We start from the raw sequence: 24,472 nt of genomic DNA, 5'->3' as shown, positions 1-24,472 counted from the left end.
TTCGAAACGATGCCGTTCCGTAGACTCGCAAGCCTTGCCGTTCTTCTCGCCATCCCCCTCCTCGCGCTGCCGGTCACGGCCCAGGCACAGGAAAAACCCAAAGTCGTCACGACCTTCACCATTATCGCGGACATGGCGCGCAACGTCGCAGGCGATGCGGCGACGGTCGAGAGCATCACCAAACCGGGTGCCGAAATCCACAATTACCAGCCGACGCCGGGCGATATCCTGCGCGCCCGCGATGCGGATCTCGTGCTGCGCAACGGCCTCAATCTCGAACTCTGGTTCGAGAAATTCCTGGCGAACCTCGGCAAGGTGCCGAGCATCACCGTTTCGGACGGCGTCACGCCGATGGCGATTGCCGGAGGCGCCTACCAGGGCAAGCCGAACCCGCATGCCTGGATGTCGCCGGAAAACGCAGTGATCTATGTGGAGAACATCCGCAAGGGCCTCGCGCAGATCGATCCGGCCCATGCCGATGGCTATGCCGCCAACGCCAAGGCCTATACGGACAAGATCCGCGCGCTGGTGCAGCCGATCCGCGATCAGCTCGGCAAACTGCCGGAAAACCACCGCTGGCTGGTGACGAGCGAGGGCGCCTTTTCCTACCTCGCGCGCGATTTCGGCCTGAAGGAACTCTATCTCTGGCCGGTCAATGCCGACAGCCAGGGCACCCCGCAGCAGGTGCGCGCGGTGATCGATGCCATGCGCGAGCACCAGGTGAAGGTCATCTTCAGCGAAAGCACCGTTTCCGACAAACCGGCCAGGCAGGTCTCCTCCGAAACCGGCGCAAGATACGGCGGCGTGCTTTATGTCGACTCGCTCAGCGAAGCCGACGGCCCGGTGCCGACCTATCTCGACCTGCTTCGCGTGACGAGCGAGACCATCGCCAGGGGTCTGGCGCAATGATGATGGGCAAGACCAAGCCCGTCGGCACGGGCCTGATGCTGGAAAACGTGACCGTTGCCTATCGCAACGGTCATACGGCGTTGCGGCAGGCAAGCTTTGCCGTGCCGAAGGGGACGATCACCGCGCTGGTCGGCGTCAACGGCGCCGGCAAGTCGACCCTCTTCAAGGCGATCATGGGCTTCGTCTCGCTGACGCAAGGCTCGGTCGAGATCCTCGGCATGCCGGCCAGGGAGGCGCTGCGGAAAAACCTCGTCGCCTATGTCCCGCAGGCCGAAGAGGTGGACTGGAACTTCCCGGTCCTCGTCGAGGACGTGGTGATGATGGGCCGCTACGGCCACATGAATTTCCTGCGCATCCCCTCGCGCCGCGACCGCGACATGGTCACGGAAGCACTGAGACGGGTGAACATGGAGGAATACAGGAAGCGGCAGATCGGCGAGCTTTCCGGCGGCCAGCGCAAGCGCGTCTTCCTCGCCCGTGCGCTGGCGCAGGAAGGCCAGGTCATCCTGCTCGACGAACCCTTCACTGGCGTCGACGTGACGACCGAGGAACAGATCATCGCCCTCCTGAAGGCCCTGCGCGACGAAGGCCGGGTCATGCTGGTCTCGACCCACAATCTCGGCAGCGTCCCGGACTTCTGCGACCGCACGGTTTTCGTGAAGGGCACGGTGCTTGCCTATGGCAGGACGGAGGATACGTTCAACGAGACCAATCTGGAAAAGGCCTTCGGCGGCGTGCTGCGTCATTTCATCCTCGGCGGACCGGAGCTGCACGACGATGCCGATACCCGCCGCGTCAAGGTGATCAGCGACGACGAGCGCCCCTTCGTCATCTATGGCGAGAACGGCAAGGAAAAGAGCGGCCCTCGGAAAGAGACCAAGACTGATGCTTCAGACGCTCGTTGAACCCTTCACCTACGGCTACATGCGCAACGCCATCTGGGTCAGTGCGCTGGTCGGCGGCGTCTGCGGTTTCCTTTCCGCCTATCTCATGCTCAAAGGCTGGTCGCTGATCGGCGACGCGCTGTCTCACTCGATCGTGCCGGGCGTAGCCGGCGCCTATATGCTCGGCCTGCCCTTCTCGATCGGCGCCTTCATTTCCGGCGGCCTTGCGGCCGGTGCCATGCTTTTCCTCAACCAGCGAACAAGACTGAAGGAAGACGCCATCATCGGCCTGATCTTCACCTCCTTCTTCGGCCTCGGTCTGTTCATGGTGTCGCTATCGCCGACGTCGGTGAACATCCAGACCATTGTGCTCGGCAACATCCTCGCCATCACGCCCGAGGATACGTTGCAGCTCGCCATCATCGGCGGCGTCAGCCTCCTCATCCTGGCGCTGAAATGGAAGGATCTGATGCTCGCCTTCTTCGACGAGAACCACGCCCGCACCATCGGCCTGAAGCCGGATCTTCTGAAAGTGCTGTTCTTCACCCTGCTCGCCGCCTCGACGGTCGCCGCGCTGCAGACCGTCGGCGCCTTCCTGGTCATCGCCATGGTGGTGACGCCCGGCGCCACCGCCTATCTGCTGACGGACCGGTTCGAACGGCTGATCCTGATGGGGCTGCTGATCGGCGCGGCGACAAGTTTTGTCGGCGCCTATCTGAGCTATTTTCTCGACGGCGCGACCGGCGGCGTCATCGTCGTGCTGCAGACGGCGCTTTTCCTGCTGGCTTTCCTGTTCGCCCCGAAACACGGCATGCTCGCCGCCCGTCGCCGCTTGAAAGCCTCCCTGGAGGAAACCGCATGAGCGAGACCCTGCAGCTGGCGCTCCTGCCCTTCCAGCTTCCCTTCATGCAATCGGCCTTCGCCGTGACCCTGATGATCGCGGTGCCCATGGCCATCCTCTCCTGTTTCCTGGTGCTGAAGGGCTGGTCGCTGATGGGCGACGCGGTCTCCCATGCGGTGCTGCCGGGCGTGGTGATCGCCTATATACTGTCCATTCCTCTGTCGGTCGGCGCCTTCGTGGCCGGCATGGCCTGCGCGCTGATGACCGGCTTCCTGAAGGAGAACAGCCGTATCAAGGAGGACACGGTACTCGGCATCGTCTTCTCCGGCATGTTCGGGCTCGGCCTGGTGCTTTACGTCAAGGTGCAGGCGGATGTGCATCTCGACCACATCCTGTTCGGCGACATGCTCGGCATCGTGCCCGCGGACCTCGTCGAAACCGGCTTGATCGCGCTTGTGTCGACGCTTTTTCTCGTCATTCTCCGCAAGGACCTGCTGGTCCATTCGTTCGACGAACAGCACGCCAAGGCGATCGGCCTGCCGGTGCGGCTCCTGCATTACGGGCAGCTCGCCGTCCTGTCGCTCACTGTCGTCGGCGCGCTGAAGGCGGTCGGCATCATCCTCTCGGTCGCCATGCTGGTGGCTCCGGGCGCCATTGCCTTCTTGCTGACACGCCGCTTCACCGCCATGCTCATCACAGCGGTCGCGATCGCCGCCGGCTCGTCGGTTGCCGGCATCTACCTGAGCTTCCTCCTCGACAGCGCCCCCGCCCCCACGATCGTTCTGCTGATGACGGCGCTCTTCGTCTTCGCCTTCGTCAGGATATCACTCGCCGCCCGCACCACCTCCTGATTTTTCGAAAGCCCCTTGCGCCGATCGAACTGCGGGTATATACCCGCGCCATGCCCAACGACACCTGCCACTGCATCCTGCTGCGCAAAGCCTCCCGAAAGGTCTCGTCCTACTATGACGAGGCGCTGGCGCCGCTTGGCGTTAATATCGGCCAGTTCAGCCTGCTGAGGAATATCAACCGGCTGGCGCCGGTATCGCTGACCGATCTTGCCGTGGAAGTGGATCTGGACCGCTCGACGGTTGGCCGCAATGCCAAGGTGCTGGAGCGCATGGGACTGGTGGCGATCGGCCACGGCGAGGACCAGCGGGAAGCGATGCTGTCCATCACGCCGCAGGGTCATGCGATCCTCAAACAGGGCGCGCCGCTCTGGGATAGCGTCCAGGAGGATATCGAGGCACGGCTGGGACCTGAGAAGACAAGGCAATTGCAGGAGCTGCTCATAGCCCTCTGATTTTTTCGACCAGAAACGGGTATATACCCGAACTCTAACGCTGCCGGTGCGGCAATCACCAGGAAAGGGAATTCCACAATGCTCTCCACCCCCGCCGCCCGCTGGATGGCGACCAGAAACCTGCACTATGGATGGGTGGTCGTCGCGACCACTTTCCTGACCATGCTGGCGACCGCCGGCGCCATGGGTTCGGCCGGCGTGATGATCCAGCCGCTGCACCAGGAATTCGGCTGGGACATCGCCGACATCTCCTCCGCCATGGCCGTGCGCCTCGTGTTGTTCGGCCTGCTTGCGCCCTTTGCCGCCGCCTTCATGAACCATTTCGGCATTCGCCAGGTCGTCACGGCGGCGCTGGTGATGATCCTCGGCGGCATCGTCGTCTCGCTGTTCATGACCGAGGTCTGGCAGCTGGTCGCGCTGTGGGGCGTGGTGATCGGCGTCGGTACCGGCATGACCGCCATGGTGCTCGGCGCCACCGTCGCCTCGCGATGGTTCTCCCAGCGCCGCGGCCTGGTCATGGGCATGCTGAGCGCCAGCAATGCAACGGGCCAGCTGGTCTTCCTGCCGCTGCTGGCACAGCTCAGCGAGAGCTACGGCTGGCGCACGGCGCTCGTCCTGACGGCCGCCGCCATCGCCGCGGCCATGCTGCTCGTGTTTTTCCTGATGCGGGATCATCCCGTCGATGTCGGCCTGCCCGCCTACGGCGAGACGACGGTCTCCAAGCCGCCGAAGCAGGATCACAAGCTGCTGACGACGCTGGTCTCGCCGATCACGACGCTGAGGAGCGCTTCGGCCAGCGGCACGTTCTGGGTCCTGTTCGGCACGTTCTTCGTCTGCGGCCTCTCCACCAACGGACTGATCCAGACCCACTGGATCTCGATCTGCGGCGATTTCGGCCTCGCGCCGGTTGCCGCTGCCGGCACGCTGGCCGTGCTCGGCATCTTCGATTTCTTCGGCACGATCATGTCCGGCTGGCTTTCCGACCGGTATGACAACCGCATCCTGCTCTTCTGGTATTACGGGCTGCGCGGCCTGTCGCTGATCTACCTCTCCTTCTCCGGCTTCAGCTTCTACGAACTCTCGGCCTTCGCCGTCTTCTATGGTCTGGACTGGATCGCCACGGTGCCGCCGACCGTGAAGCTCGCCGCCGACAAGTTCGGCCGCGAGAAGGCCGGCATGGTCTTCGGCTGGGTCTTCACCGGACACCAGCTGGGCGCGGCGACCGCAGCTTACGGGGCGGGTTATTTCAAGAGCGGTTTCGACACCTATATGCCCGCCCTGCAGATCGCCGGCGTGATGTGCATGATCGCCGCCGTCTCCGTCCTGCTCCTGAGGAAGCCGGGTTCGGCGACAGCGGTTCCGCAGCCGGCCTGATCCGCAAACACGATCCTTCCGCGCTCCTGCCCTGGAGCTATCGTCCCGGCGGCCATCACGGTCGCCGGGATTTTGCATTGCAAAAGTGCGGGATTGGCGGAGTATGACACGGCACGGCGTTCCGCCCCGGGAAAAGAGCCGCCCCTCACAGGAGCAATCATGTCGTCGATCACCTCGGGAAATGCCCAGCAATATGCGGATAGCGGCAAGCTCGCCGCCCGGGCGCGCCTCAACAGGCAATATACGATTGCCGAAACCGGCTGGTTTCCCTGGGTCGCAAGACGGCTGCCGCTGAAGCCGGGCGACAGGGTCCTCGACATCGGCTGCGGCCCGGCCTGGTTCTGGGCTTCGGTGATGAAGGACGCGCCCGAAGGTCTGCACCTGACATTGGCCGATCAATCATCCGGCATGGTCGCCGAGGCCGTGGAACGTTGCCGGGCGCTGCCCTTCGCATCGGTGACGGGGCGCGAGGCCGACGCCACCGCCCTTCCCCTCGATGACGGCTCGTTCGAGGCCGTCATCGCCATGCACATGCTCTATCACGTCGCCGACCAGCCCGCGGCCCTCGCCGAAATGTCCCGCGTCCTGAAGCCCGGCGGTACCCTTGCCGTCACGACCAACGGCGCCGGAAATATGCGGGAAATCTACCAACTGACGACGGTCTTCGGCAGTCCGCCCGCCGATCCCGCCGGCGAGGCCTTCGGTTACGACAAGGCCGAGGCGCTGATGCGCGCCGTATTTGGCAACGTCGCCTTCTTCCAGCATCCGGCGATGATGAAGATCACCGAACCGGAGGATGTGTTCCTGGCACTCACCTCCTATCCGCCGGGCGACAGGGCGGGCGAGCCTGAACTTGCCGCCTTCCGCGAGGCGATCGCCCGGGCCTTCGAACGCGGCGGCGGCGTGCTTGAAGCCGCAAAGGAAACCGGCCTCTTCCTCAGCAGGAAAGAAACCTGAACGCATGAAGGCCCGTCGCGGGACGGGCCTTCATGTCGGCGGTGGATCGCGATATCAGGCAGCCAGGTCCTTGCGGACGAGGTCGCGAAGGGCGCCAAGATCCTTGGCGAAGGCGCGGATGCCTTCCGAGAGCTTTTCGGTCGCCATCGCATCTTCATTGAGCATCCAGCGGAACTGCTTTTCGTCGAGCGCCCGCAGCGGTTCCGCCTTGAAGGTTTCCGGCGACAGCTTGCGCTCCAGCTTGCCGCTGTCCTTGTCGAGTTCATCGAGCAGCGCCGGGCTGATCGTCAGGCGGTCGCAGCCCGCCAGTGCCTCGATTTCGCCGGCATTGCGGAAGGAAGCGCCCATGACGATCGTCTTGATGCCGTTCGCCTTGTAGTAGTTGTAGATCTGGCGCACCGAGACGACGCCCGGATCGGTTTCGGCCGTATAGTCCTGACCGGTCGACTTCTTGTACCAGTCGAGGATGCGGCCGACGAACGGCGAGATCAGGAAGACCTTGGCCTCGGCGCAGGCGATCGCCTGCGCCTGGGAGAAGAGGAGCGTCAGGTTGCAGTCGATGCCTTCCGTCTGCAGCACTTCGGCCGCGCGGATGCCCTCCCAGGTGGAGGCGAGCTTGATCAGGATGCGGTCGCGCTCGATGCCGCGCTCCTTGTAAGCGGCGATGATCTGGTGGGCCTTGGCGATCGAGGCTTCCGTATCGAAGGAAAGGTCGGCATCGACTTCTGTCGAGACGCGGCCGGGGACGAGCTCGGACAGGGCTGCGCCGACGGAGATCGCCAGGCGGTCGGCCACGGCGGAAACGACGGCATCCTGCTGACCACCCTGCTTCCTGCCCCAGGCGATCGCCTCCTTGACCTTGTCGGCAAAGACCGGCGTACCGATGGCTTTGAGGACGATCGAAGGATTGGTGGTGCAATCCACCGGCTTCAAGCGGGCGACCGCCTCGATGTCGCCGGTATCGGCGACGACCGTGGTCATGGAACGAAGTTGCTCAAGTTTCGACGTCATCCGAATATTCCTCGATATCACCTTAAAACGCCCATCGTGCGCTTCGGCTCCCAAGTCACCCTGGACAACCCGTTTGCGCTTGAGGGGACTATCCCCCGCTGATGGTTAAGAAGTCAAGACATTTGTCCTCGTGAATTGACATATGTTTCAATTGGGCCAAATATCAAGGGGACCTGTTCACCACGCCCGTTCAGCAGACCCTGGAGACATCTTGGCAAGGCTCAGACGCGAGACCCATACCGCCTATTCCGATGCTGCTTCGATGCGGCTGCGCGCGGCGTGGCTTTATTATAACCAGGGATTGACGCAAAAAGATGTCGCCGAGCGGCTGGGCCTCAGCCGCTCCACGGTGATCCGTCTGCTCGACGAGGCGATGAAGCGTTCCGAGGTGCAGATCTGGATCAGCGAGGGCATCGACAGCTGCGTGGAACTGGCGATCCAGCTCGAGAAAGCCTATGGCCTCGACGAGGCGCTCGTGGTGCCCGCACCGCGCGACGGCAGCGCCACGGCGCTGGCAAGCGCGGTCGGCCTGGCGCTTGGGCAATTCCTCTCCGAAGTGGTGCAGGACGACATGACGATCGGGGTCGGCTGGGGCCGCACCATGACCGCCTCGCTGTCCAGTTTCCGCCCGCCGCGGCGGGAAAACTGCAAGGTCGTGTCGCTGCTCGGCGGCATCGTCGCCGTGCACCAGACGAACCCGATAGACTACACATGGCGCTTCGCCGGCCAGCTCGGCGCCGAATGCTACATGTTCCTGGCGCCGCTTCTGGTGGACTCGGTCAAGACCAAGCGGGCGCTGATTGAACAGTGCGGCCTGAAAGCAATCTACGACCTCGCCGAGAACCTCGACCTCGCAGTGGTAAGCTGTGGCGATATCGGCCCGCATTCCACCTCGCTGTCGGAAGGCTTCATTTCCAAGGCCGAGCTGGACCGCCTGATCGCCGCCGGCTGCGTCTGCGACACGATGTTCAACTTCCTCGATGAAGAGGGCCGCTCGGTGGATCACGCGTTGAACGAGCGGGTGATGTCGATCGACCTCGATACCCTGAAGAAGGCGAAGCACATCGTACTTTCCTCCGGCGGCGCCCACCGCGCCGTCGCGATCCGCGCCACGATCCGCCGGGTCGGCTGCAATACGCTGATCACCGACGAAACGGCGGCGCGGGAATTGTTACGCCTGACGGCAGCCGTTTAATTGTGGCGACCGCCCCTCGTCCGCCTGCGTCCTGCGGGTCCTCTCCCCATTCCCCGCCTGCGAGGAGAGGGCGAAGGGCAAACGCAAAACCTGAATAAATCACGCGTTCCCCGCTTCCCACCCTAGGATCGCCCGCTTGCGCGTCAGACCCCAGTGATAACCTGTCAGCGCCCCGCTCTTGCCGAGCGCGCGGTGGCAAGGCACCACGAAGGAGATCGGGTTCGCCCCGACTGCCGCACCGACGGCGCGGCTGGCGGTCGGCTGGCCGATGTCGTTCGCCACGTCGGAATAGGTGACCGCCTTGCCGAACGGGATCTTCAGCAGGCTCTGCCACACCCGTACCTGAAAGTCGGTGCCGATCAGCACGACCTTGAGGGGCTGGTCGCAGGACCATTGCGACCGGTCGAAGATGCGCTTGATGTAAGGAGCGGTCGCTTCCTGGTCGAGCACGTATTCGGCATTCGGCCAGCGGCGCGCCATGTCCTCGAAAGCGGACTCTTCGCAGCCGGGATCGGCGAAGGCGAGGCCCGAAAGGCCGCGGTCGGTCGCCATGACCAGCGCCTGGCCGAAGGGCGAGGGATGAAAACCGTAACGGATCGTCAGCCCGCCGCCGCGCGCCTTCCACTCGCCGGGCGACATGGCCTCATGGGTGACGAAGAGATCGTGCAGCCGGCCCGGACCCGACAGGCCGAGTTCGCAGGAGGCTTCGAGCAGCGGCAGCTCCTCCTTGCCGAGCAGGCGCTTGGCATGGTCGAGCGTGACCGCCTGCAGGAACCCCTTGGGCGACAATCCCGCCCACCGGGTGAAAACCTTCTGGAGCTGGGTCGGCGACTGGCCGAGTTCTGCGGCGATGGTTTCGAGCGAGGGCTGGTCGCGGTAGTCGAGCGTGATCATTTCGATGACGCGGCGAACGGTTTCGTAGTCCGAACCTTCCGGCGTGATGTCGAGCGCTGGCGCATCGATCTGTGCGAGAGCATTCATGGCGTGTCTCCTCTGCAGCGTGGCGCACCGGTCGATGGAACATCGGCGCGCAAAAACCGCTGTGCAATTGATATGCTCCGTAAATGCCCCTTCGGCTTCGCCGAAACCACCCGTTTCTTGTCGGGCCGAGTGTTTCTTCGACGAAATTTCCGCCGGGAATTCAGATGCGCCGCTTCACCGTCGCCAGCGCGCTCCGGAAGGCCTTGGCAAAACTTTCGCGATCGTCCGGATTGAGGAAGGAGCCGATATCCGTTCCCCGTCCCTCGCCCGTCACATACATGCCGGTAATGCCGAACTCCTCGTGGCGGTGCACGTCGAACCGTGCCCGGAACGGATTGAACCGGTGCTCGACCATGCGCCCCGCCGGCGAAAACTTCCGGATCGAAAGATTGGTGCGCGACACGCTCACCTCTTCCCGCTGCCGGCCGGAACGATAGCTCATCTTCAGCGCGATATAGAGGCCCAGGAAATCCAGCCCGAAGAACAGGCCGATCGGGTAGGCGCCGGTCAACAGGAAGAAACCGCCGTAGACGGCGCAGATCGCCCCGGTCAGCGCCAGCACGACCCGGAAGCCCGTCTTGCCGAGCGATCGGTAAGGCGTCAGTTCGGCCGCGAAAACAGGCTGATCGTTGAAAACGTCCACGTTGCTTTCCTTCATGCGGAATGCCTATACAGGCATATGGCGACTCCCAAATCCAAATCCAGCACAGGCACTTTGCAAAAGTCAAATCGCGCAACCGACCCCGGGGGCGCGAAAAAAACGAAGCGCTTCAAATCCGCCTATTCGAAGGCCGAATTGGAGGAGATCTTCCGCCGGTTTTCGATCCAGCGGCCCGAGCCGAAGGGCGAGCTGGAGCATGTGAACCCGTTCACGCTCGTCGTCGCCGTGGCGCTCTCGGCGCAGGCGACGGATGCCGGCGTTAACAAGGCGACGCGCGCTCTTTTCAAGGTGGCCGACACGCCGGAAAAGATGCTCGCTCTCGGCGAGGAGGGCGTCACCCGATATATCAAGACGATCGGGCTCTACCGCAACAAGGCGAAGAACGTCATCGCGCTCTGTCGCATGCTGATCGACGAATTCGGCTCCGAGGTTCCGAAAACCCGCGAGGAACTGATGCGCCTGCCGGGCGTCGGCCGCAAGACCGCGAATGTCGTCATGTCGATGGCTTTCGGCATTCCCACGCTGGCGGTCGACACCCACGTCTTCCGCATCGCCAACCGGCTGCTGCTCGCGCCTGGCAAGACGCCGGACGAGGTTGAGGAGAACCTGTTGAAGGTGATTCCCGACCAGTATCTCTTCCATGCGCATCACTGGCTGATCCTGCACGGGCGCTATTGCTGCAAGGCGCGCAAGCCGGAATGCGAGCGCTGCGTGATCGCCGATCTCTGCCGCTCGCCGGAAAAGACCTGCGATGTGCCGGCCGCCCTCGTCGAACTGCCGCAGCAGCTAATCGGCGAGGCCGCCGAGACCGTCTAGGAGGATGTCGATGCGGTCTACGAGCGCCTCAAGGCCGCTGGCCTGCCGATCCGCCGTGATATCCGCGGCGAGGATTTTGGCCAGCGGCACCTCATCACGTCGGACCCGAACGGCATCCTGATCGAGGTCGTCAAGCCGATCCCGCCGTGCGCCGAATTCACGGCGCTGCACGATGGCTCGGCACTGCCCGCCTAAATCCTGAAACCCGGATCGCGCTTCGAAATGGCCTTGTGCAGATGCACCATCAGGCCGGCGGCGAAGAGCGGCGTCAGAAGGTTGACGATCGGGACCGCCAGGAAACAGGCGATCAAAAGCCCGGCGATGAATACCGTCGAGGAATGTTTGGAGCGGAAGGCGCGGGCTTCCGCCGGCGGGCGGAATCGCATGGCCGCGAACTCGAAGAACTCCCGGCCGAGCAGATAGCCGTTCACCAGGAAGAAGGCGATCAGGTTGATGCCGGGAATGAACAGCAGGAAAAGCGCGATGACGTTGCCGACGATGACGACGCCGAGGAACTGGATCGAGCCAAGGATCGCCTGGCCGAGCGGCATCGCCTTGCCGGGGGGATCGTTGGGATAGTCGCGCTTTTCGACCACCTCGGCGACGTCGTCGAGGAAAAGGCCGGCGATCAGTGCCGTGATTGGCGCGATCAGAAGCGCGAGCCCCAAGGCCAGGCCGATGCCGGCGGCGATGGCGGCCAGAAAGGTGAGCCAACCGGCCCAGTCCGGCAAATCGGGGAAGAAGGCGGCGAACCACGGCCAGGCGAAGAGAACGAAAACCTCGCGCAATCCGAACCAGAGGCCGACGAGGACGAGGATCGTCAGCCCCAGCGTCTTCCAGAAGACGGCGCGCGTCTCGGGCGCGAAGAGATTGGTGAGCGAAAGGCGTGCGGCGTCGAGGATCATCGGCGTCTCCAGTTGTGCCGCACAGATGTAGGTTTGCGCACGCGCCGGAGCAAGCGGCACCGTAAGGCGTGAACCCATCCGTATTCCTGCTTGACTCATTCATAGCCCGCTGGCTATACGTCGATTCATAGCCATTGAGGTATGAATCGACGTGACGAACGCGCGTGACGAGATTTTCAGGACGCTTGCCGACCCGACCCGGCGGGCCATTTTCGAACGGCTGTGCCGCGAAGGCGAAAAGACGGTCGGCGCGCTGACCGTCCATGCCGGCGTCTCGCAGCCGGTCGTCTCGAAGCATCTGGCGACGCTGAAACGCGCCGGCCTGGTGCGCGACCGCCACGAGGGCCGACAGACGCATTACAGCGCCGAATTTGCCGCGCTCGCGCCCCTGGTCGATTGGGCGAATGAGATGACCGGCTTCTGGGAGAAGAAGTTCGACGCATTGGAAGACTTGCTGAAAAGGATGGATCAATGAACGAAACAACGGCTGAAACGCGTACCGTCGTGGTCGAACGGGAGATGTCCCATCCTCCGGAAAAAATCTGGCGGGCGCTGACCCAGCCGCACCTGATCCAGGAATGGCTGATGAAGAACGATTTCGCACCGACTGTCGGCCACCGCTTCAACCTCCGCGGCGAATGGGGCGGCGTGCTGGATTGCGAAGTGCTGGTCGTCGAACCGAATGAAAAGCTCTCCTACACCTGGAATCATGCGCATGAGGACTCGGCCTACGACCTGAAGAGCGTCGTGACCCTGACGCTCACCCCGACGGGCAAGGGCACTCACCTGCGCATGGAGCAGACCGGCTTCCGCCCCGAACAGAAACAGGCCTTCCACGGCGCCCGTCACGGCTGGCAGGGCTTCCTGGAGAAGCTGGAAACGATTCTGGGCGAATAAGGAGAGAAAACAATGAAGAAAGCAGCGACCGCCGCGAACGGCAGTAGCCCGGAAAGCCCCTCTCCTTCCGAATTGATCGATGGCCGCATCAGGGAACTGACCGACTGGCGGGGAGAGATCCTAGCCAGGGTCCGCGCCTTGATCAGGGAGGCCGACCCGGATGTGGTCGAGGAATGGAAGTGGCGCGGCGTCCCGGTCTGGGAACATGCCGGCATTCTCTGCACCGGCGAGACCTACAAGGCCGCCGTCAAGCTGACCTTCGCCAAAGGTGCTTCGCTGGAAGACCCGAAAGGCCTCTTCAACTCCAGCCTCGAAGGCAATACCCGCCGTGCGATCGACATCCACGAAGGCGAAATGATCGACGCGGAGGCACTGAAGGCGCTGATCCGCGCCGCGGTCGCGCTCAACCTTTCGACAAGGCGGCCGGGCAAGAAATCCACTCCGGCCCACACCGGCGATTGAGCGCTGTAACCGACAACAGCCATTTTCGGAGTGAACACCCATGACCTGGAACAAATCCATCCGGCAGGTCCACCGCTGGATCTCGATCGTCTTCACCCTCACCGTCCTTGCCAACTTCGCGACGATGGCAATCGGCGAACCGCCCGTCTGGGTGGTCTACTCCCCGCTACTGCCGCTGTTTTTGCTGCTTTTCACCGGGCTTTACCTGTTCGCACTGCCTTATGCGACCAGACGCGTGCAGGTGGATGGAATGGTCGTGGACGAACAGCGCCGGCGCGTACCCTAAGCTATCGTTCGAGCTGGGTTTCGATGGCAGCCTTGTCAATGATCGACCATACTTCCACGATTTTTCCCGCCTGAAACCGGTAGAAAACATTCTCGGCGAAGGACACCCGCCTTCCATTGACGCCGAGACCGAGAAACGTGTCCTTCGGCGTGCAATCGAAGGCAAGCCTCGCCGCCACATGGGGCGGCTCGCAGACAAGCAGCTGGATGGAGAAATGCAGATCCGGAATCTGCTCCAAGTCTTCGATGAGCATGTCCAGGTAGCCCGACAGGCCAAACCGTCGGCCGTTGTGGACAACCTCTTCACTGACGAAGCGAGCCAGGTTCTGCCAGTCCCGGCGGTTCAGGCATGCAATGTAGTCGCGATAAATTCCGGAAAGACCCGGATTATTCATGGTCCATCCCCCGCAATTCCTCCCGATGCCGCACCATTGCAAGGAACCGCCGGTAATCGCGTCCGTATTGTCCAGCCCGCGCCGCATCCGGCAGCCGCTCCGTGCCGCCGCCATCCATTGCCTGTCCCGCCACGAACAGCGAGCCATGCACGCCGCCCGCGACCGCCGCCGCCATGGCCGTGCCGAGCAGAACGGCGTCGCGCGTTTCCGGGATCACCACGCGGCAGCCGGTGACGTCGGCATAGAGTTCGATCAGGAGCGGGTTGTTCACGTGACCGCCCGTCACATGCAGCGTCTCGAAACGGTAGCCGTAGCCGGAAAGCGCGTCGAGGATGTGGCGGATGCCGAGCGCGATCGAAACGCACGTGCGCCAGTAGAGCCGGCAGAGGCCGTCGAAGGACGTGTCGAGCGTCAGCCCGCTGATGACGCCGGTGGCGTGCGGATCGGCGAGCGGCGAACGGTTGCCGTGGAAATCCGGCAGGATGTGGAGGTCGGGCGCAATGTCGCCCTCGGTTCCGGCACGCAGTTCACCGATGCGGGCGATGATGCGGCCATGCAGTTCGCCGGTCGGTTCGCCGCCGCTCGCATGCATCTGCACGATATGATCGAGCAATGCGCCGGCCGCCGACTGGCCGCCCTCGACCAGCCAGTGGCCGGGCAGGACCGCCTCGTAATAAGGCCCCCAGAGGCTGCGGCCGGGCTTCGCATCCCTGGTGAAGGCGACGATGCAGCTCGATGTGCCGCCGATCAGCGCCACGCTGGTTTCAAGCTTTTCTCCACCCGATGCGCCGCCGGACACGCCGCCAAGAACTCCGAAAGCGCCGGCATAGGCGTCGATCATCCCGGGCGCCACCTGAGCGCCCGTGTCGAGCCCCAGTTGCTCGGCAGCCTGCGCGCTCAAGGTGCCTATGCTGGCGCCGGAACCGACCGTCTCTTCCGGCAGGTCGCCCTTTTCCAGAAGGTCTTCCAGGCCGGCGAGCGCAAGGTAGTCGGCGCTCCAGCCGGGCGTCTCATGGGCGAGATAGTTCCACTTGGCCGTCAGCGTGCAGCGGGAGCGCGCCGCAGAACCGGTTGCCTTCCAGGTCAGGAAATCGGCGAGATCGAAGAAATAACCGGCCCTCGCCCAGCTCTGCGGCAGGTGTGTCTTCAACCACATCAGCTTCGGCATTTCCATCTCAGGCGACAGCGAGCCGCCGGAAAATTGAAGCACCCTGTGGCCGGTCGCCGAAAGCCGGTCGGCCTCCCCGATCGCCCGGTGGTCGAGCCAGACGATGGTGTCCTGATTGTCCTTGCCCGTGGTGGAGACGGTCAGCGGCCTGCCTTCCCGGTCGCGGGCGACGAGCGAACAGGTCGCGTCGAAACCGATCGCCGCGACCTGCGATGCCGGAACGCCGGCCTCGGCCATGGCGTCTTTCACGCAACGGCAGGTGGCGGCCCAGATATTCTCCGAATCGTGCTCGGCATGGTTTTCCTTCGGACGGAACATCGCGATCGGATGCTTCGCCTTGGCAAGCAGCCGCCCACCGCGGTCAAAGACACCGGCGCGGGCGCTGCCCGTGCCGATATCGACCGCAACGAGGTAATCACGCATTCGGTTCTGTTTCCTGTCCCTCAAGTCCGCTTCGATCCCCGCCTTCGCTCCCCCCGGGACCTCAGGCCTGACGCGACTCGGGGCCGTTGCGGCCCTCTATATGTTTTCGGACAAGGTGGAGCAAATCCGGCATGGCGTCAAACACGACTTGAGGCGAAAGCGCATCGATCCGCTCTCGATATCCGGGCACCGCGGCGTGCGAGCCGCCAACGAAGGCGAAAACCGCCATACCGGCCCGGTGGCCGGCCTCGATGCCGGCCGGGCTGTCTTCGATGACGATGCAATCGGCCGGCTCGGCGCCCATTTCCTTCGCCGCATGCAGGAAGAGATCCGGTGCCGGCTTGCCCTTTTCCACCATCGTGGCACTGAAGATATTGGGCTCCAGCCTGTCGATGAGCCCGGTCACGGAAAGCGAGAGGCGGATGCGCTCGGGCTGGCTGGAGGAGGCGACGCAGCGGCGGAGATCCAAGCCGTCCAGGGCATCGGCAATGCCCGGCATCGGCTGCAGTTCGCGGCGGAAGCGTGCATAGAGGTCATGCCGCATGTCTTCGAGGAAACCGTCGTCGGCCTCGATGCCGAACTCCTCGCGCATCGTCTTCGTCACGGTGCCGAGGCTGCGGCCGAGGAAGCGGCGATAGGCCTCTCCCTCGTCCATTTCGAGACCCTTGCGGTGGAGCGCATCCACCAGCACGCGGACCGATACGGGCTCGCTGTCGACGAGGACCCCGTCGCAATCGAAGATCACCAGTGGTCCCGTCGCCTCAAGCACCTGCCCGCCCCGCTACTTGACGAGTTGATCGCTCAGATAAAGCTCGAGCGTCTTCTTCGTCCCCTCGGTCCAGAGCGTCTTCAGGGCATGTGCAAAGCGCCGCCGGAAAAGCTCGGATTTAGAAACCTCGCCGAAGATCTCGTCGAAGACAAGGAAGGCCTCCGGATTATCCTTGGCTTTCAGCGCCGCCGCGTGCAGCTTGTCGGCGCTTGCATCGTTGAAGACGATTTGCCTGCCGCTGTCGGTGGTGCCGGCGAAATAGCGGCACCAGAGCGCCGAGACGAGCGACAGGCCGACGATGTCCTTGCCCTGGGCAAGCCGATCGAGGGTGGACGGCAGGATGAATTTCGGCTGGCGGTTCGAGCCGTCCTGCGCGAGCCGCGGAATGGTATCGCCGATCTTCGGGTTCAGGAAGCGACGCTCGATCAGTGCGAAATACTCGTTGAGATCGGTCTTCGGCACCGGCGGGACGATCGGGATGATCTCGGTCTTTTCGAGCTTCGCCAAGAAGGCGCGGATCAGCTTGTGCTCCATCGCCTCGTGCACGAAATGGATGTCGAGCAGCGCTGCCGGATAGGCGATGGCCGCATGACCGCCGTTCAGGATGCGGATCTTCATCAACTCGTAGGGCGCGACATCGGGCACGAACTGGACACCGACCTCCTCCAGCCGCGGCCGGCCGGCGGGGAACTTGTCCTCCATCACCCACTGCTTGAACTCTTCGCAGAAGACGGGCCAATTGTCGTCGATATCGAAATCGTTTTTCAGGATGTCGATCTCGCGCTGGCCGGTAGCAGGCGTGATGCGGTCCACCATCGAGTTGGGGAAGGCCACGTTCCGGTGGATCCAGTCCGCAAAGGCCGGATCGGACAGCTTCGCCAGGCCGATGACGGTATTTTCCGTCACGTGACCGTTTCCGGGAATGTTGTCGCAGGACATGATGGTGAAGGGCGGAATACCGCGCTCGCGGCGAACCTTGAGGCCGGCGAGGATCAGGCCGAAAACGGTCTTCGGGCTGGCCGGGTTCTTCGCATCTTCGGCAATCGCCGGATGGGCCGGGTTGAACCTGCCGGCGGCGTCGATGAAATAGCCGCCCTCGGTGATCGTCATCGAGACGATGCGGATCATCGGATCGGCGAGCTTTTCGGTAAGAGCCGCGACATCGCCGGGCGCGATGACGTCGATCATCGGCGCGGTGATGCGGGCAGCGGTCCTGTTATTGTCCTGCTCGACGACGGTGGTGAGGAAATCCTGGCTCCTCAGCTTGTCGCGCATGGCGGCATCGGAGGGCATGACACCGGCGCCGATGATCGCCCAGTCATGCCCCTTGCCGGTGTTGAACAGGTCGTCGAGATAGATCGCCTGATGGGCGCGGTGGAAATTGCCGACGCCGAAATGCACGATGCCGGGTGTCAGGCTCCTGGGATCATAGGCCGGCACGGCGGCGGTGGCCGCGGCGTCTTTCAAGCTCGCCAGCGAAAGCTTCACAGTCATTGCCTCATACTCCAGTGTGGCCGCCCTTCCGGGGTCGGCCTGTCGGGCTCAACCCTTGATGGCCAGCCCCTTTTCGTCAAAACGATGCAGCTTGGACTCGTCCGGGGTCATATAGACCGTATCGCCGTGATAGGCGCCGAACTCGCCGTCGCAGCGCGCGGTGATGGGACCGATGCCGTCCACATCGAGGTGCAGGAACGTGTCGGCGCCGAGATGCTCGGCGACCTTCACGATGCCGCGCCAGGTACCGTTGTCCTTCGACAGGCCGAGATGCTCCGGCCGGATGCCGGCGGTCTTGGCATTCTTCGACTGGGCATAGGCGCCGTCGACGAAGTTCATGCGCGGCGAACCGATAAAGCCGGCCACGAAGAGGTTGCGCGGGCTGCGGTAAAGCTCCAGCGGCGAACCGACCTGCTCGATATTGCCGCGGTTCAAGACAACGATCTTGTCGGCCATCGTCATGGCCTCCACCTGATCGTGGGTGACGTAGATCATCGTCGTCTTGAGCTGGTTGTGCAGGTCGCTGATCTCAAGCCGCATCGTGCCGCGCAATGCCGCATCGAGGTTCGAAAGCGGTTCGTCGAACAGGAAGGCGGACGGTTCGCGGACGATGGCGCGGCCGATCGCGACACGCTGCCGCTGACCGCCGGAAAGCTGCGAGGGCCGGCGTTCCAGATAGTCGGTGAGGTTCAGCACCTTGGCGGCCGCCTCCACCTTCCTGTCGATCGCCGACTGCTCCATCCTCGCCATCTTCAAGGGAAAGGCGATATTCTTCCGCACGCTCATATGCGGATAGAGCGCATAGGACTGGAACACCATGGCCAGCCCCCGCGCCGCCGGCGCCGCCTGGGTGACATCCTTGCCGTCGATCATGATCTTGCCGCCGGAGACATCTTCCAGGCCGGCGATGAGACGCAGGAGCGTGGATTTGCCGCAACCGGACGGCCCGACGAAGACGACGAATTCGCCGTCGTTGATTTCAAGGTCGATGGACGGGATGACTTTTGCCTCGCCGAAGACCTTCGACACTTTGTTGAGGGTGATGCTGCCCATGATCGTGTCCTTATTTCACCGCGCCGAATGTCAGGCCGCGAACGAGTTGTTTCTGTGAGAACCAGCCGAGGATGAGGATCGGCGCGATCGCCATGGTGGAGGCCGCCGAGAGCTTGGCCCAGAACAGGCCCTGAGGGCTGGAGAACGAGGCGATGAAGGCCGTCAGCGGCGCCGCGTTGGTGGTCGACAGTCGGATCGTCCAGAAGGCTTCGTTCCAGGCAAGGATGATGTTGAGAAGCAGCGTCGAGGCGATGCCCGGCACAGCCATCGGCGTCAGCACGTAGACGATCTCCTGCCACAGCCCCGCGCCGTCCATCCGCGCCGCCTCCAGGATCTCGCCCGGGATTTCGCGGAAATAGGTATAGAGCATCCACACCACGATCGGCAGGTTGATCAGCGTCAGCATGACGGTCAGCCCGATGCGGCTGTCGAGGAGGCCGAAATCGCGGAACATCAGGTAGATCGGCACCAGAACCGCGACCGCCGGCATCATCTTGGTGGAGAGCATCCACATCAGCACGTCCTTGGTGCGTCTGGTCGGCGAAAACGCCATGGCCCAGGCGGACGGGATCGCGATGATCAGCGCCAGGATGGTCGAGCCGACCGAAATCACCACCGAGTTCATGAACGGCTTGAAGTAATCGCGCTGCGTCTGCACCGTGATGTAGTTTTCGAACGTGCCGGATGGAATGAGGCTGAAGCCGGCGATCGCCTCCGGTTCGGTCTTCAGGCTGGTGATGATCGTGTAGAGGATCGGGAAGAAGATGATCAATGCGACGATCCAGGCGGCGATCGTGGCGGTGACCTTGTGTCTTGTGGTGACGGAACGAGCCATTGTCCTCTCCTATCGATCCAGGTTCTTGCCGACGGCGCGCATCAGGAAGAAGGCGACGATATTGGCGAGCACGACTGCGATGATGCCGCCTGCCGAGGCGCCGCCGACGTCGTAGCCGAGAAGCGCTGTGCGGTAGATCAGGAAGGCGAGGTTGGTGGAGGCATAACCGGGGCCGCCATTGGTGGTGACCAGGATTTCCGCATAGACGCCGAGCAGGAAGATCGTCTGGATGAGGATGACGACCGTGATGGCGCGTGCGAGATGCGGCAACACCAAATAGATGAAGCGATTGAAGAAGTTGGCTCCGTCCATCTCCGCCGCCTCCTTCTGCTCGCCGTCGAGCGATTGCAGCGCGGTGAGCAGGATGAGCGTCGCGAACGGCAGCCACTGCCAGGCGACGATCAAAACGATCGAGAAGAGCGGATACCGCGCGAACCAGTCGACCGGCTGGAAGCCGAAGAATTTGTTGATGTCCGCCAGCACCCCGTAACCGGGATGCATGATCATGTTCTTCCAGATCAGCGCCGCGACAGGCGGCATGACGAAGAAGGGCGAGATGATCAGGATACGGACGATCCCTTGCCCGAAGATCGGCTGGTCGAGCAGAAGCGCGATCGCGATGCCGCCGATGACGGTGATCAAAAGCACGCCGCCGACGATGACCAGCGTGTTCCAGATCGACTGGAAGAAGGCCCGATCGGTGTAGAAGAACTGGTAGTTGAAGAGACCCGTGAAGCTGACATTGGACGGATCGAGCAGATTGTAGTTCTGGAACGAGAACCACAGGGTCATCGCCAGAGGCACGATCATCCAGACCAGAAGAAGCAGAACGGAGGGCGCCATCATCAGGCGCGCCAACGTCTTGGTGTTTTGCGTTGCCATATCGACGCCCTCCCTTTGGCCGCCTTGATGCGGCTCTTACGCTTTTGGATATGCCATGAGACCGCGGAACCGTAAGCCCCTCACCCCGCCTCCGCTTTGCTCGGCGCACCCTCTCCCCGCAAGCGGGGCGAGGGGAACCACCACCGGAGCGGCATGTCCCTTCTCCCCGTCAAAACGGGGAGAAGGTGCCGGCAGGCGGATGAGGGGCACTCACCATCTGCCGGCGCAAACTCGGGAGGCTTACTTCGGATAACCGGCGCGCTTCATTTCGCGCGTGGTCGCCGTCTGTGCCTGCGCAAGCGCATCTGCGACGGTCGACTGGCCGGCGACAACGGCCGAGAAGAGCTGACCGACATTCGTGCCGATCGCCTGGAACTCGGGGATCGCGACGAACTGGCCGCCCGTGTAGGGAACCGGCTTGACGGTCGGCTTGGTGATGTCGGCGGCGTTCATCGCAGCAAGCGTCGGAACCGCGAAGGCTGCCGCCTTCTTGTATTCCTCGTTGTTGTAGAGCGAGGTGCGCGTGCCCGGAGGAACGTTCGCCCAGCCTTCCTTGGAAGCGACGAGCTGGGTATATTCCTTGCTGGTCGCCCAGGAGATGAACTTCTGCGCCGCATCGCCCTTCTTGGAGGAGGCCGGAACGGCGAGGTTCCACGACCACAGCCAGTTGCCATGGTTGGTCATGGAGCCCTTCACAGGGAAGAGCGCGTAGCCGACCTTGTCGGCAACCTTGGAATCCTTGGGGTTGGAAACGAAGGAGGCAGCCACGGTGGCGTCCATCCACATGCCGCACTTGCCCTGCTGGAAGAGCGTCAGGTTTTCGTTGAAACCGTTCGAGGAAGCCCCGGACGGGCCGGCATCCTTCATCAGGTCGACGTAGAACGTCAGCGCGTCCTTCCATTCCGGCTGGTCGAACTGCGCATTCCACTTTTCATCGAACCAGCGGCCGCCGAAGGAGTTGGTCAGCGCCGTGATGAAGGCCATGTTCTCGCCCCAGCCGGCCTTGCCGCGCAGGCAGATGCCGTTCACGTCCGCCTTGCGGTCGGTGATCTTGCGGGCCGCGTCGCCAATGAATTCCCAGGTCGGATTTTCCGGCATCTTCAGGCCGGCCTTCTCGAACAGGTCCTTGCGATACATGATCATCGCCGACTCGCCGTAGAACGGCGCGGCATAAAGCTTGCCGTTGACCGTCAGACCGCCCTTGATCGCCGGCAGAATGTCGTTGGTGTCGTATTTGTCGCCGAGCTTGCTCAGCTCTAGCAGCCAGCCCTGCTTCGCCCAGATCGGGACTTCATAATTGCCGATGGTCAGAATGTCGTACTGACCGCCCTTCGTGGCGATGTCGGTGGTTACGCGCTCGCGCAGCACGTTTTCTTCGAGCGTGACCCAGTTGATCTGGATGTCCGGATTGGCCTTGGTGAACTCGGAGGTCAGGCCCTGCATGCGGACCATGTCGCCGTTGTTGACCGTCGCGATGGTAAGGGTTTCGGCCGCGGCCGCGGTGGAGAAAAGGCCGGCAAACGCCAGCGCCGAGCATGCGCCCAGCAAAACCGTCTTCAATGTCATATCTTCCTCCCAGAAGATGAGTAACGAGCATTCGCTTTGCTCATGGGCAATTACTCACAACATGGCATGCAAAGTCAATCGTCATTCGTCGCTGCAATGCAACGGACATAGGTCATGTGCTTGATTTGGCTATGTGAATTTTTTGCTCAAGCCGAGAGCAATTGCCCTGCAGTAACCTCATCGGTAATGACGCCATTGATGAGATTGCCCTTGAGAGCCGCCGAGAGCGCAGTGATTTTCTTCCGTCCCTGGGCGATTCCGATCACCGACGACGTCTCCCGCGGCGGGATCGGTACGCTCGCAACCCGGTCGTTGATGGAATTGGCGAGCAGCCTGCCATCGTGATCGTAGACCCAGCCGCAGATCTCGCCGGCCGCGCCAGTTTCCATGAGGCGCAGCATTTCCTGCTTATCGAGGAAGCCGTCGACGCAGAGCGGACCATCGACCCCGAGTTCGCCGATGCCGACGAAGGTGACGTCCGCCTGTGCGCCGAGCGCCAGTGTGGAGCGCACCAGCGCCTGATCGTGCAGGGTCTCCCGCTCTTCGGCCGACGTACAGAGCACCGGCAGCGGCATCGGGAAATGCCGCGCCTTGATCGCGTCGGCCATCGAGAAGATGACGTTGTAGAAGGCGGCCGATCCGTCCGGGCCGATATTGCCTGTGAGCGACACGATGCGGTGCTGCGGGCATTCCATCGGCGGCAGCTGGTCGACGGCCGCCTTCAGCGTTCTTCCGGTTCCGACGGCAATCACGATCGGGTCCGGCCGCTTCAGCCAACGCTCGATCTCGGCGGCCCCGGCCTCGGCGATGCCGACCGTGGTCGATACGCCGGCCGGGTCGCTCGGCACCACTTCCACGTGGCGAAGGTCGTATTTCTTGCGCAGCGCTTCGGCAAGCTCGAGACAGGCGGCGATCGGATGGTCGAGCCTGACCTTGATCAACCGCTCGGCAACCGCCAGCGACACCAGCCGCTGCGCCGACTGCCGGGAAATGCTCATGGCCGCGGCGATCTCGTCCTGGGTGCGCCCGGCGACATAATAGAGCCAGCCGGCCCTTGCCGCATCGTCGAGCCGCCCCTGCGTATCAGACCGTTTTGCCATGGCAGAAATTCTCCTCCGCCTGTTGCTGCCACGATTTCCGACATCGTGTCAAACGGCTGAAACATTTGAGAGGAGATCAGTCCTCGGATGGCATAGCGTCATCGCGGTTGACGACTCTTGCTTGCCCTTCCCGCGCGCGTTCACGAACATTAGCGATGATGTCCTCGGTCATGTTCTTCGGCAAAAAGCCGTAGATGAAACCTCGACCGCGTCCTATGGGTCGCACATCCGGTCCTGGCCATGTGAATACGTTGAGGTCGTCCGTCTTCACCCAGGACCGCTGCTGGTCCAGCCCGAGACGCCGCTTGGTTTCAGGGGGTACCTCGATAGCATATTTTGGATCATTCGGAGGGCTGTGTGTAATCGGAGCGATATAGACGCGGCTTCGACCCGCTTCCGTCTTGACCGCCAGCACGACGGCGCAGGGCCGGTCCTTTCCCTCTTCCAGCCCACGTACAGCGTCATCACGCCAGAGATAAGCATATCGGATCACAAGGCCTGGAGTCGGCTCTTGCAACATTCCTTTCATCTGTATTCGTGATTGAACTGGGCAGCCTCCGCCGGAACCTCGGCAGCCTCAAGGGCTCCTAGGATGTCGTCGGGCAATTCCCACGGATAAAGCGCCTGCCTATCATCGTAAGATTTCAATCGCTTGTATTCATCCGCCGACAACAGCACGACACTTTCGCGGCCGTGATGGGTCACCGACACCGCCTCTTTCTGGGCGAGATCGCGATAACGTCCAAAATGATTCTGCAACTCAGCGGCTGTGATCGTAACCATGTGTCATTCCCTACTTTTCGCCAAAATAGCGATTTTAGCCAAAAATGCAATCAGCGGCGACGGAAGGGTCAAGCATAATGATGGCCCCAAAGTCGAGGCCGATCCTCCTCTCACACGACCTGCACCACGTGCCCCGCGCTCACCTCGCGGTATTCCCGCTTCGGCGGCACGTAACCGACCGGCCGGATGGGGCTCTTGATCTCGTCGGTGGACATGTTGCGCTTGATCCGCCGGCGCGACGGGTCGGGAACCGGCACGGCCGACATCAGCTTCCTCGTATAGGGATGCTGCGGGTTTTCGAACACCGCCGCGCGCGGGCCGATCTCGACGATTTCGCCGAGATACATCACCGCCACCCGGTGGCTCACCCGCTCGACCACCGCCATGTCGTGGCTGATGAACAGGAAGGCGAGGTTCAAACTCTGCTGCAGGTCGAGCAAGAGGTTGCAGACCTGCGCCTTGATCGACACGTCGAGCGCCGACACCGCCTCGTCGGCGACGATCACCTTGGGATCGAGCATCA

General features: G+C 62.8%; 29 protein-coding genes and 1 pseudogene. 14 read left to right on the top strand and 16 right to left on the bottom strand.

The genetic code is table 11. The features are described 5' to 3' along the window. Positions 1-9: 9 nt before the first annotated feature. The 7 genes from DMO26_RS28570 (at position 10) to DMO26_RS28540 (ending at position 6,268) form a co-directional block, all read left to right on the top strand. Positions 10-909 carry a metal ABC transporter substrate-binding protein gene (locus tag DMO26_RS28570; RefSeq protein WP_117195717.1) on the top strand — a complete coding sequence of 300 codons (900 nt, stop codon included), beginning with the start codon at positions 10-12 and terminating at the stop codon, positions 907-909. After that, on the top strand, positions 906-1,814 hold the full coding sequence (locus DMO26_RS28565; protein ID WP_162895096.1) for a manganese/iron ABC transporter ATP-binding protein: 909 nt from the start codon (positions 906-908) through the stop codon (positions 1,812-1,814). Before DMO26_RS28570 ends, DMO26_RS28565 begins: the two co-directional genes overlap by 4 nt. Then, positions 1,795-2,655, top strand: a complete 861-nt coding sequence (locus tag DMO26_RS28560; protein ID WP_117195716.1) for a metal ABC transporter permease — start codon at positions 1,795-1,797, stop codon at positions 2,653-2,655. The genes DMO26_RS28565 and DMO26_RS28560 overlap by 20 nt, the downstream gene beginning before the upstream one ends. Further along, entirely contained in the window at positions 2,652-3,485 is an 834-nt protein-coding gene (locus DMO26_RS28555) for a metal ABC transporter permease (RefSeq protein WP_117195715.1), read from the top strand. Before DMO26_RS28560 ends, DMO26_RS28555 begins: the two co-directional genes overlap by 4 nt. A gap of 50 nt (positions 3,486-3,535) precedes the next feature. After that, on the top strand, positions 3,536-3,937 hold the full coding sequence (locus DMO26_RS28550) for a MarR family winged helix-turn-helix transcriptional regulator (RefSeq protein WP_117195714.1): 402 nt from the start codon (positions 3,536-3,538) through the stop codon (positions 3,935-3,937). Between the two features lie 78 nt (positions 3,938-4,015). After that, positions 4,016-5,311 (top strand): MFS transporter, encoded by a 1,296-nt coding sequence (locus tag DMO26_RS28545; RefSeq protein WP_117195713.1) that lies wholly within the window; start codon positions 4,016-4,018, stop codon positions 5,309-5,311. A 159-nt stretch (positions 5,312-5,470) separates the two neighbouring features. Then, on the top strand, positions 5,471-6,268 hold the full coding sequence (locus tag DMO26_RS28540; RefSeq protein WP_117195712.1) for a class I SAM-dependent methyltransferase: 798 nt from the start codon (positions 5,471-5,473) through the stop codon (positions 6,266-6,268). 54 nt (positions 6,269-6,322) lie between these two features. Here the strand turns inward: DMO26_RS28540 and tal are convergent, their stop codons facing one another. Then, complete coding sequence (gene tal / locus DMO26_RS28535) at positions 6,323-7,279, bottom strand: transaldolase (protein ID WP_117195711.1); 957 nt, start codon at positions 7,277-7,279, stop codon at positions 6,323-6,325. A 262-nt stretch (positions 7,280-7,541) separates the two neighbouring features. Between tal and DMO26_RS28530 the strand changes: the two genes are divergently transcribed. Then, positions 7,542-8,474 (top strand): sugar-binding transcriptional regulator, encoded by a 933-nt coding sequence (locus tag DMO26_RS28530; protein ID WP_404947094.1) that lies wholly within the window; start codon positions 7,542-7,544, stop codon positions 8,472-8,474. A gap of 99 nt (positions 8,475-8,573) precedes the next feature. Here the strand turns inward: DMO26_RS28530 and DMO26_RS28525 are convergent, their stop codons facing one another. Further along, on the bottom strand, positions 8,574-9,455 hold the full coding sequence (locus DMO26_RS28525) for a methylated-DNA--[protein]-cysteine S-methyltransferase (RefSeq protein WP_117195708.1): 882 nt from the start codon (positions 9,453-9,455) through the stop codon (positions 8,574-8,576). A 160-nt stretch (positions 9,456-9,615) separates the two neighbouring features. Next, a complete protein-coding gene (locus DMO26_RS28520) occupies positions 9,616-10,113 on the bottom strand; it encodes a DUF2244 domain-containing protein (protein WP_162895095.1) in 498 nt (165 codons plus the stop codon). 21 nt (positions 10,114-10,134) lie between these two features. Here DMO26_RS28520 and nth point away from each other — a divergent pair, with 21 nt between their 5' ends. Together nth and DMO26_RS34575 are read left to right on the top strand one after the other, a co-directional pair. Further along, positions 10,135-10,932 (top strand): endonuclease III, encoded by a 798-nt coding sequence (gene nth / locus DMO26_RS28515; RefSeq protein WP_117195707.1) that lies wholly within the window; start codon positions 10,135-10,137, stop codon positions 10,930-10,932. Between the two features lie 3 nt (positions 10,933-10,935). Continuing rightward, positions 10,936-11,127 (top strand): annotated as a pseudogene (locus tag DMO26_RS34575) (VOC family protein); the annotation flags it as partial. Here DMO26_RS34575 and DMO26_RS28505 read toward each other — a convergent pair. Further along, on the bottom strand, positions 11,124-11,837 hold the full coding sequence (locus tag DMO26_RS28505; RefSeq protein WP_117195777.1) for a sulfate transporter family protein: 714 nt from the start codon (positions 11,835-11,837) through the stop codon (positions 11,124-11,126). The pseudogene DMO26_RS34575 and the gene DMO26_RS28505 sit on opposite strands and share 4 nt — an antisense overlap. 151 nt (positions 11,838-11,988) lie before the next feature. On the opposite strand from DMO26_RS28505, the gene DMO26_RS28500 reads away from it, so the two are divergent. From DMO26_RS28500 to DMO26_RS28485, 4 genes are read left to right on the top strand one after another with little or no spacing between them, the layout of a single operon-like run. After that, complete coding sequence (locus DMO26_RS28500; protein WP_117195706.1) at positions 11,989-12,312, top strand: ArsR/SmtB family transcription factor; 324 nt, start codon at positions 11,989-11,991, stop codon at positions 12,310-12,312. Further along, entirely contained in the window at positions 12,309-12,734 is a 426-nt protein-coding gene (locus DMO26_RS28495; RefSeq protein WP_117195705.1) for an SRPBCC family protein, read from the top strand. Before DMO26_RS28500 ends, DMO26_RS28495 begins: the two co-directional genes overlap by 4 nt. Positions 12,735-12,746: 12 nt before the next feature. Then, positions 12,747-13,196 (top strand): DUF1801 domain-containing protein, encoded by a 450-nt coding sequence (locus tag DMO26_RS28490; RefSeq protein WP_117195704.1) that lies wholly within the window; start codon positions 12,747-12,749, stop codon positions 13,194-13,196. A 40-nt stretch (positions 13,197-13,236) separates the two neighbouring features. Next, positions 13,237-13,482: a hypothetical protein gene (locus tag DMO26_RS28485; RefSeq protein ID WP_117195703.1), complete on the top strand. Its 246-nt coding sequence runs from the start codon at positions 13,237-13,239 to the stop codon at positions 13,480-13,482. A 1-nt stretch (position 13,483) separates the two neighbouring features. Here the strand turns inward: DMO26_RS28485 and DMO26_RS28480 are convergent, their stop codons facing one another. From DMO26_RS28480 to DMO26_RS28425, 12 genes are all read right to left on the bottom strand, one after another. Further along, complete coding sequence (locus DMO26_RS28480) at positions 13,484-13,876, bottom strand: ester cyclase (protein WP_117195702.1); 393 nt, start codon at positions 13,874-13,876, stop codon at positions 13,484-13,486. Then, positions 13,869-15,467 (bottom strand): FGGY-family carbohydrate kinase, encoded by a 1,599-nt coding sequence (locus tag DMO26_RS28475; RefSeq protein WP_117195701.1) that lies wholly within the window; start codon positions 15,465-15,467, stop codon positions 13,869-13,871. The genes DMO26_RS28480 and DMO26_RS28475 overlap by 8 nt, the downstream gene beginning before the upstream one ends. Positions 15,468-15,528: 61 nt before the next feature. Further along, positions 15,529-16,236, bottom strand: a complete 708-nt coding sequence (locus DMO26_RS28470; RefSeq protein ID WP_162895093.1) for an HAD family hydrolase — start codon at positions 16,234-16,236, stop codon at positions 15,529-15,531. A gap of 12 nt (positions 16,237-16,248) precedes the next feature. Further along, entirely contained in the window at positions 16,249-17,730 is a 1,482-nt protein-coding gene (locus tag DMO26_RS28465) for a mannitol dehydrogenase family protein (protein ID WP_117195699.1), read from the bottom strand. Positions 17,731-17,778: 48 nt separating this feature from the next. Further along, a complete protein-coding gene (locus tag DMO26_RS28460) occupies positions 17,779-18,783 on the bottom strand; it encodes an ABC transporter ATP-binding protein (protein ID WP_117195698.1) in 1,005 nt (334 codons plus the stop codon). A gap of 10 nt (positions 18,784-18,793) precedes the next feature. Continuing rightward, positions 18,794-19,618 (bottom strand): carbohydrate ABC transporter permease, encoded by an 825-nt coding sequence (locus tag DMO26_RS28455; protein ID WP_117195697.1) that lies wholly within the window; start codon positions 19,616-19,618, stop codon positions 18,794-18,796. A 9-nt stretch (positions 19,619-19,627) separates the two neighbouring features. Further along, entirely contained in the window at positions 19,628-20,500 is an 873-nt protein-coding gene (locus DMO26_RS28450) for a carbohydrate ABC transporter permease (protein ID WP_117195696.1), read from the bottom strand. Positions 20,501-20,740: 240 nt separating this feature from the next. Continuing rightward, complete coding sequence (locus DMO26_RS28445) at positions 20,741-22,066, bottom strand: ABC transporter substrate-binding protein (RefSeq protein WP_117195695.1); 1,326 nt, start codon at positions 22,064-22,066, stop codon at positions 20,741-20,743. A 146-nt stretch (positions 22,067-22,212) separates the two neighbouring features. Beyond that, positions 22,213-23,166, bottom strand: coding sequence for a sugar-binding transcriptional regulator (locus DMO26_RS28440; RefSeq protein WP_117195694.1), 954 nt, complete (start codon positions 23,164-23,166; stop codon positions 22,213-22,215). 76 nt (positions 23,167-23,242) lie between these two features. After that, a complete protein-coding gene (locus DMO26_RS28435) occupies positions 23,243-23,695 on the bottom strand; it encodes a type II toxin-antitoxin system PemK/MazF family toxin (protein WP_205421272.1) in 453 nt (150 codons plus the stop codon). Beyond that, on the bottom strand, positions 23,692-23,949 hold the full coding sequence (locus DMO26_RS28430) for a type II toxin-antitoxin system Phd/YefM family antitoxin (protein WP_117195693.1): 258 nt from the start codon (positions 23,947-23,949) through the stop codon (positions 23,692-23,694). Before DMO26_RS28430 ends, DMO26_RS28435 begins: the two co-directional genes overlap by 4 nt. 110 nt (positions 23,950-24,059) lie before the next feature. Further along, positions 24,060-24,472: oligopeptide/dipeptide ABC transporter ATP-binding protein (locus DMO26_RS28425; RefSeq protein ID WP_319025414.1), on the bottom strand; the 413-nt coding region annotated here is incomplete at its 5' end.

It is taken from the genome of Rhizobium terrae (assembly GCF_003425685.1).
Taxonomy (GTDB): Bacteria; Pseudomonadota; Alphaproteobacteria; order Rhizobiales; family Rhizobiaceae; genus Neorhizobium; species Neorhizobium terrae.
Note: the sequence above shows the minus strand (reverse complement) of the source record. Positions and strands in the feature narration are given on the sequence as shown.

What these genes read in the sequence shown, in the direction of transcription:
- DMO26_RS28540 (WP_117195712.1), top strand. Translation starts at nt 5,471, where the DNA reads ATGTCGTCGATCACCTCGGGAAATGCCCAGCAATATGCGGATAGCGGC.
- DMO26_RS28460 (WP_117195698.1), bottom strand. Translation starts at nt 18,783, where the DNA reads ATGGGCAGCATCACCCTCAACAAAGTGTCGAAGGTCTTCGGCGAGGCA.
- DMO26_RS28545 (WP_117195713.1), top strand. Translation starts at nt 4,016, where the DNA reads ATGCTCTCCACCCCCGCCGCCCGCTGGATGGCGACCAGAAACCTGCAC.
- DMO26_RS28485 (WP_117195703.1), top strand. Translation starts at nt 13,237, where the DNA reads ATGACCTGGAACAAATCCATCCGGCAGGTCCACCGCTGGATCTCGATC.
- DMO26_RS28430 (WP_117195693.1), bottom strand. Translation starts at nt 23,949, where the DNA reads ATGGTTACGATCACAGCCGCTGAGTTGCAGAATCATTTTGGACGTTAT.
- tal (WP_117195711.1), bottom strand. Translation starts at nt 7,279, where the DNA reads ATGACGTCGAAACTTGAGCAACTTCGTTCCATGACCACGGTCGTCGCC.
- DMO26_RS28465 (WP_117195699.1), bottom strand. Translation starts at nt 17,730, where the DNA reads ATGACTGTGAAGCTTTCGCTGGCGAGCTTGAAAGACGCCGCGGCCACC.
- DMO26_RS28435 (WP_205421272.1), bottom strand. Translation starts at nt 23,695, where the DNA reads ATGAAAGGAATGTTGCAAGAGCCGACTCCAGGCCTTGTGATCCGATAT.
- DMO26_RS28445 (WP_117195695.1), bottom strand. Translation starts at nt 22,066, where the DNA reads ATGACATTGAAGACGGTTTTGCTGGGCGCATGCTCGGCGCTGGCGTTT.
- DMO26_RS28525 (WP_117195708.1), bottom strand. Translation starts at nt 9,455, where the DNA reads ATGAATGCTCTCGCACAGATCGATGCGCCAGCGCTCGACATCACGCCG.
- DMO26_RS28550 (WP_117195714.1), top strand. Translation starts at nt 3,536, where the DNA reads ATGCCCAACGACACCTGCCACTGCATCCTGCTGCGCAAAGCCTCCCGA.
- DMO26_RS28565 (WP_162895096.1), top strand. Translation starts at nt 906, where the DNA reads ATGATGATGGGCAAGACCAAGCCCGTCGGCACGGGCCTGATGCTGGAA.
- DMO26_RS28455 (WP_117195697.1), bottom strand. Translation starts at nt 19,618, where the DNA reads ATGGCTCGTTCCGTCACCACAAGACACAAGGTCACCGCCACGATCGCC.
- DMO26_RS28520 (WP_162895095.1), bottom strand. Translation starts at nt 10,113, where the DNA reads ATGAAGGAAAGCAACGTGGACGTTTTCAACGATCAGCCTGTTTTCGCG.
- DMO26_RS28495 (WP_117195705.1), top strand. Translation starts at nt 12,309, where the DNA reads ATGAACGAAACAACGGCTGAAACGCGTACCGTCGTGGTCGAACGGGAG.
- DMO26_RS28480 (WP_117195702.1), bottom strand. Translation starts at nt 13,876, where the DNA reads ATGAATAATCCGGGTCTTTCCGGAATTTATCGCGACTACATTGCATGC.
- DMO26_RS28490 (WP_117195704.1), top strand. Translation starts at nt 12,747, where the DNA reads ATGAAGAAAGCAGCGACCGCCGCGAACGGCAGTAGCCCGGAAAGCCCC.
- DMO26_RS28475 (WP_117195701.1), bottom strand. Translation starts at nt 15,467, where the DNA reads ATGCGTGATTACCTCGTTGCGGTCGATATCGGCACGGGCAGCGCCCGC.
- DMO26_RS28440 (WP_117195694.1), bottom strand. Translation starts at nt 23,166, where the DNA reads ATGGCAAAACGGTCTGATACGCAGGGGCGGCTCGACGATGCGGCAAGG.
- DMO26_RS28530 (WP_404947094.1), top strand. Translation starts at nt 7,542, where the DNA reads ATGCGGCTGCGCGCGGCGTGGCTTTATTATAACCAGGGATTGACGCAA.
- DMO26_RS28555 (WP_117195715.1), top strand. Translation starts at nt 2,652, where the DNA reads ATGAGCGAGACCCTGCAGCTGGCGCTCCTGCCCTTCCAGCTTCCCTTC.
- DMO26_RS28450 (WP_117195696.1), bottom strand. Translation starts at nt 20,500, where the DNA reads ATGGCAACGCAAAACACCAAGACGTTGGCGCGCCTGATGATGGCGCCC.
- DMO26_RS28560 (WP_117195716.1), top strand. Translation starts at nt 1,795, where the DNA reads ATGCTTCAGACGCTCGTTGAACCCTTCACCTACGGCTACATGCGCAAC.
- DMO26_RS28570 (WP_117195717.1), top strand. Translation starts at nt 10, where the DNA reads ATGCCGTTCCGTAGACTCGCAAGCCTTGCCGTTCTTCTCGCCATCCCC.
- DMO26_RS28505 (WP_117195777.1), bottom strand. Translation starts at nt 11,837, where the DNA reads ATGATCCTCGACGCCGCACGCCTTTCGCTCACCAATCTCTTCGCGCCC.
- nth (WP_117195707.1), top strand. Translation starts at nt 10,135, where the DNA reads ATGGCGACTCCCAAATCCAAATCCAGCACAGGCACTTTGCAAAAGTCA.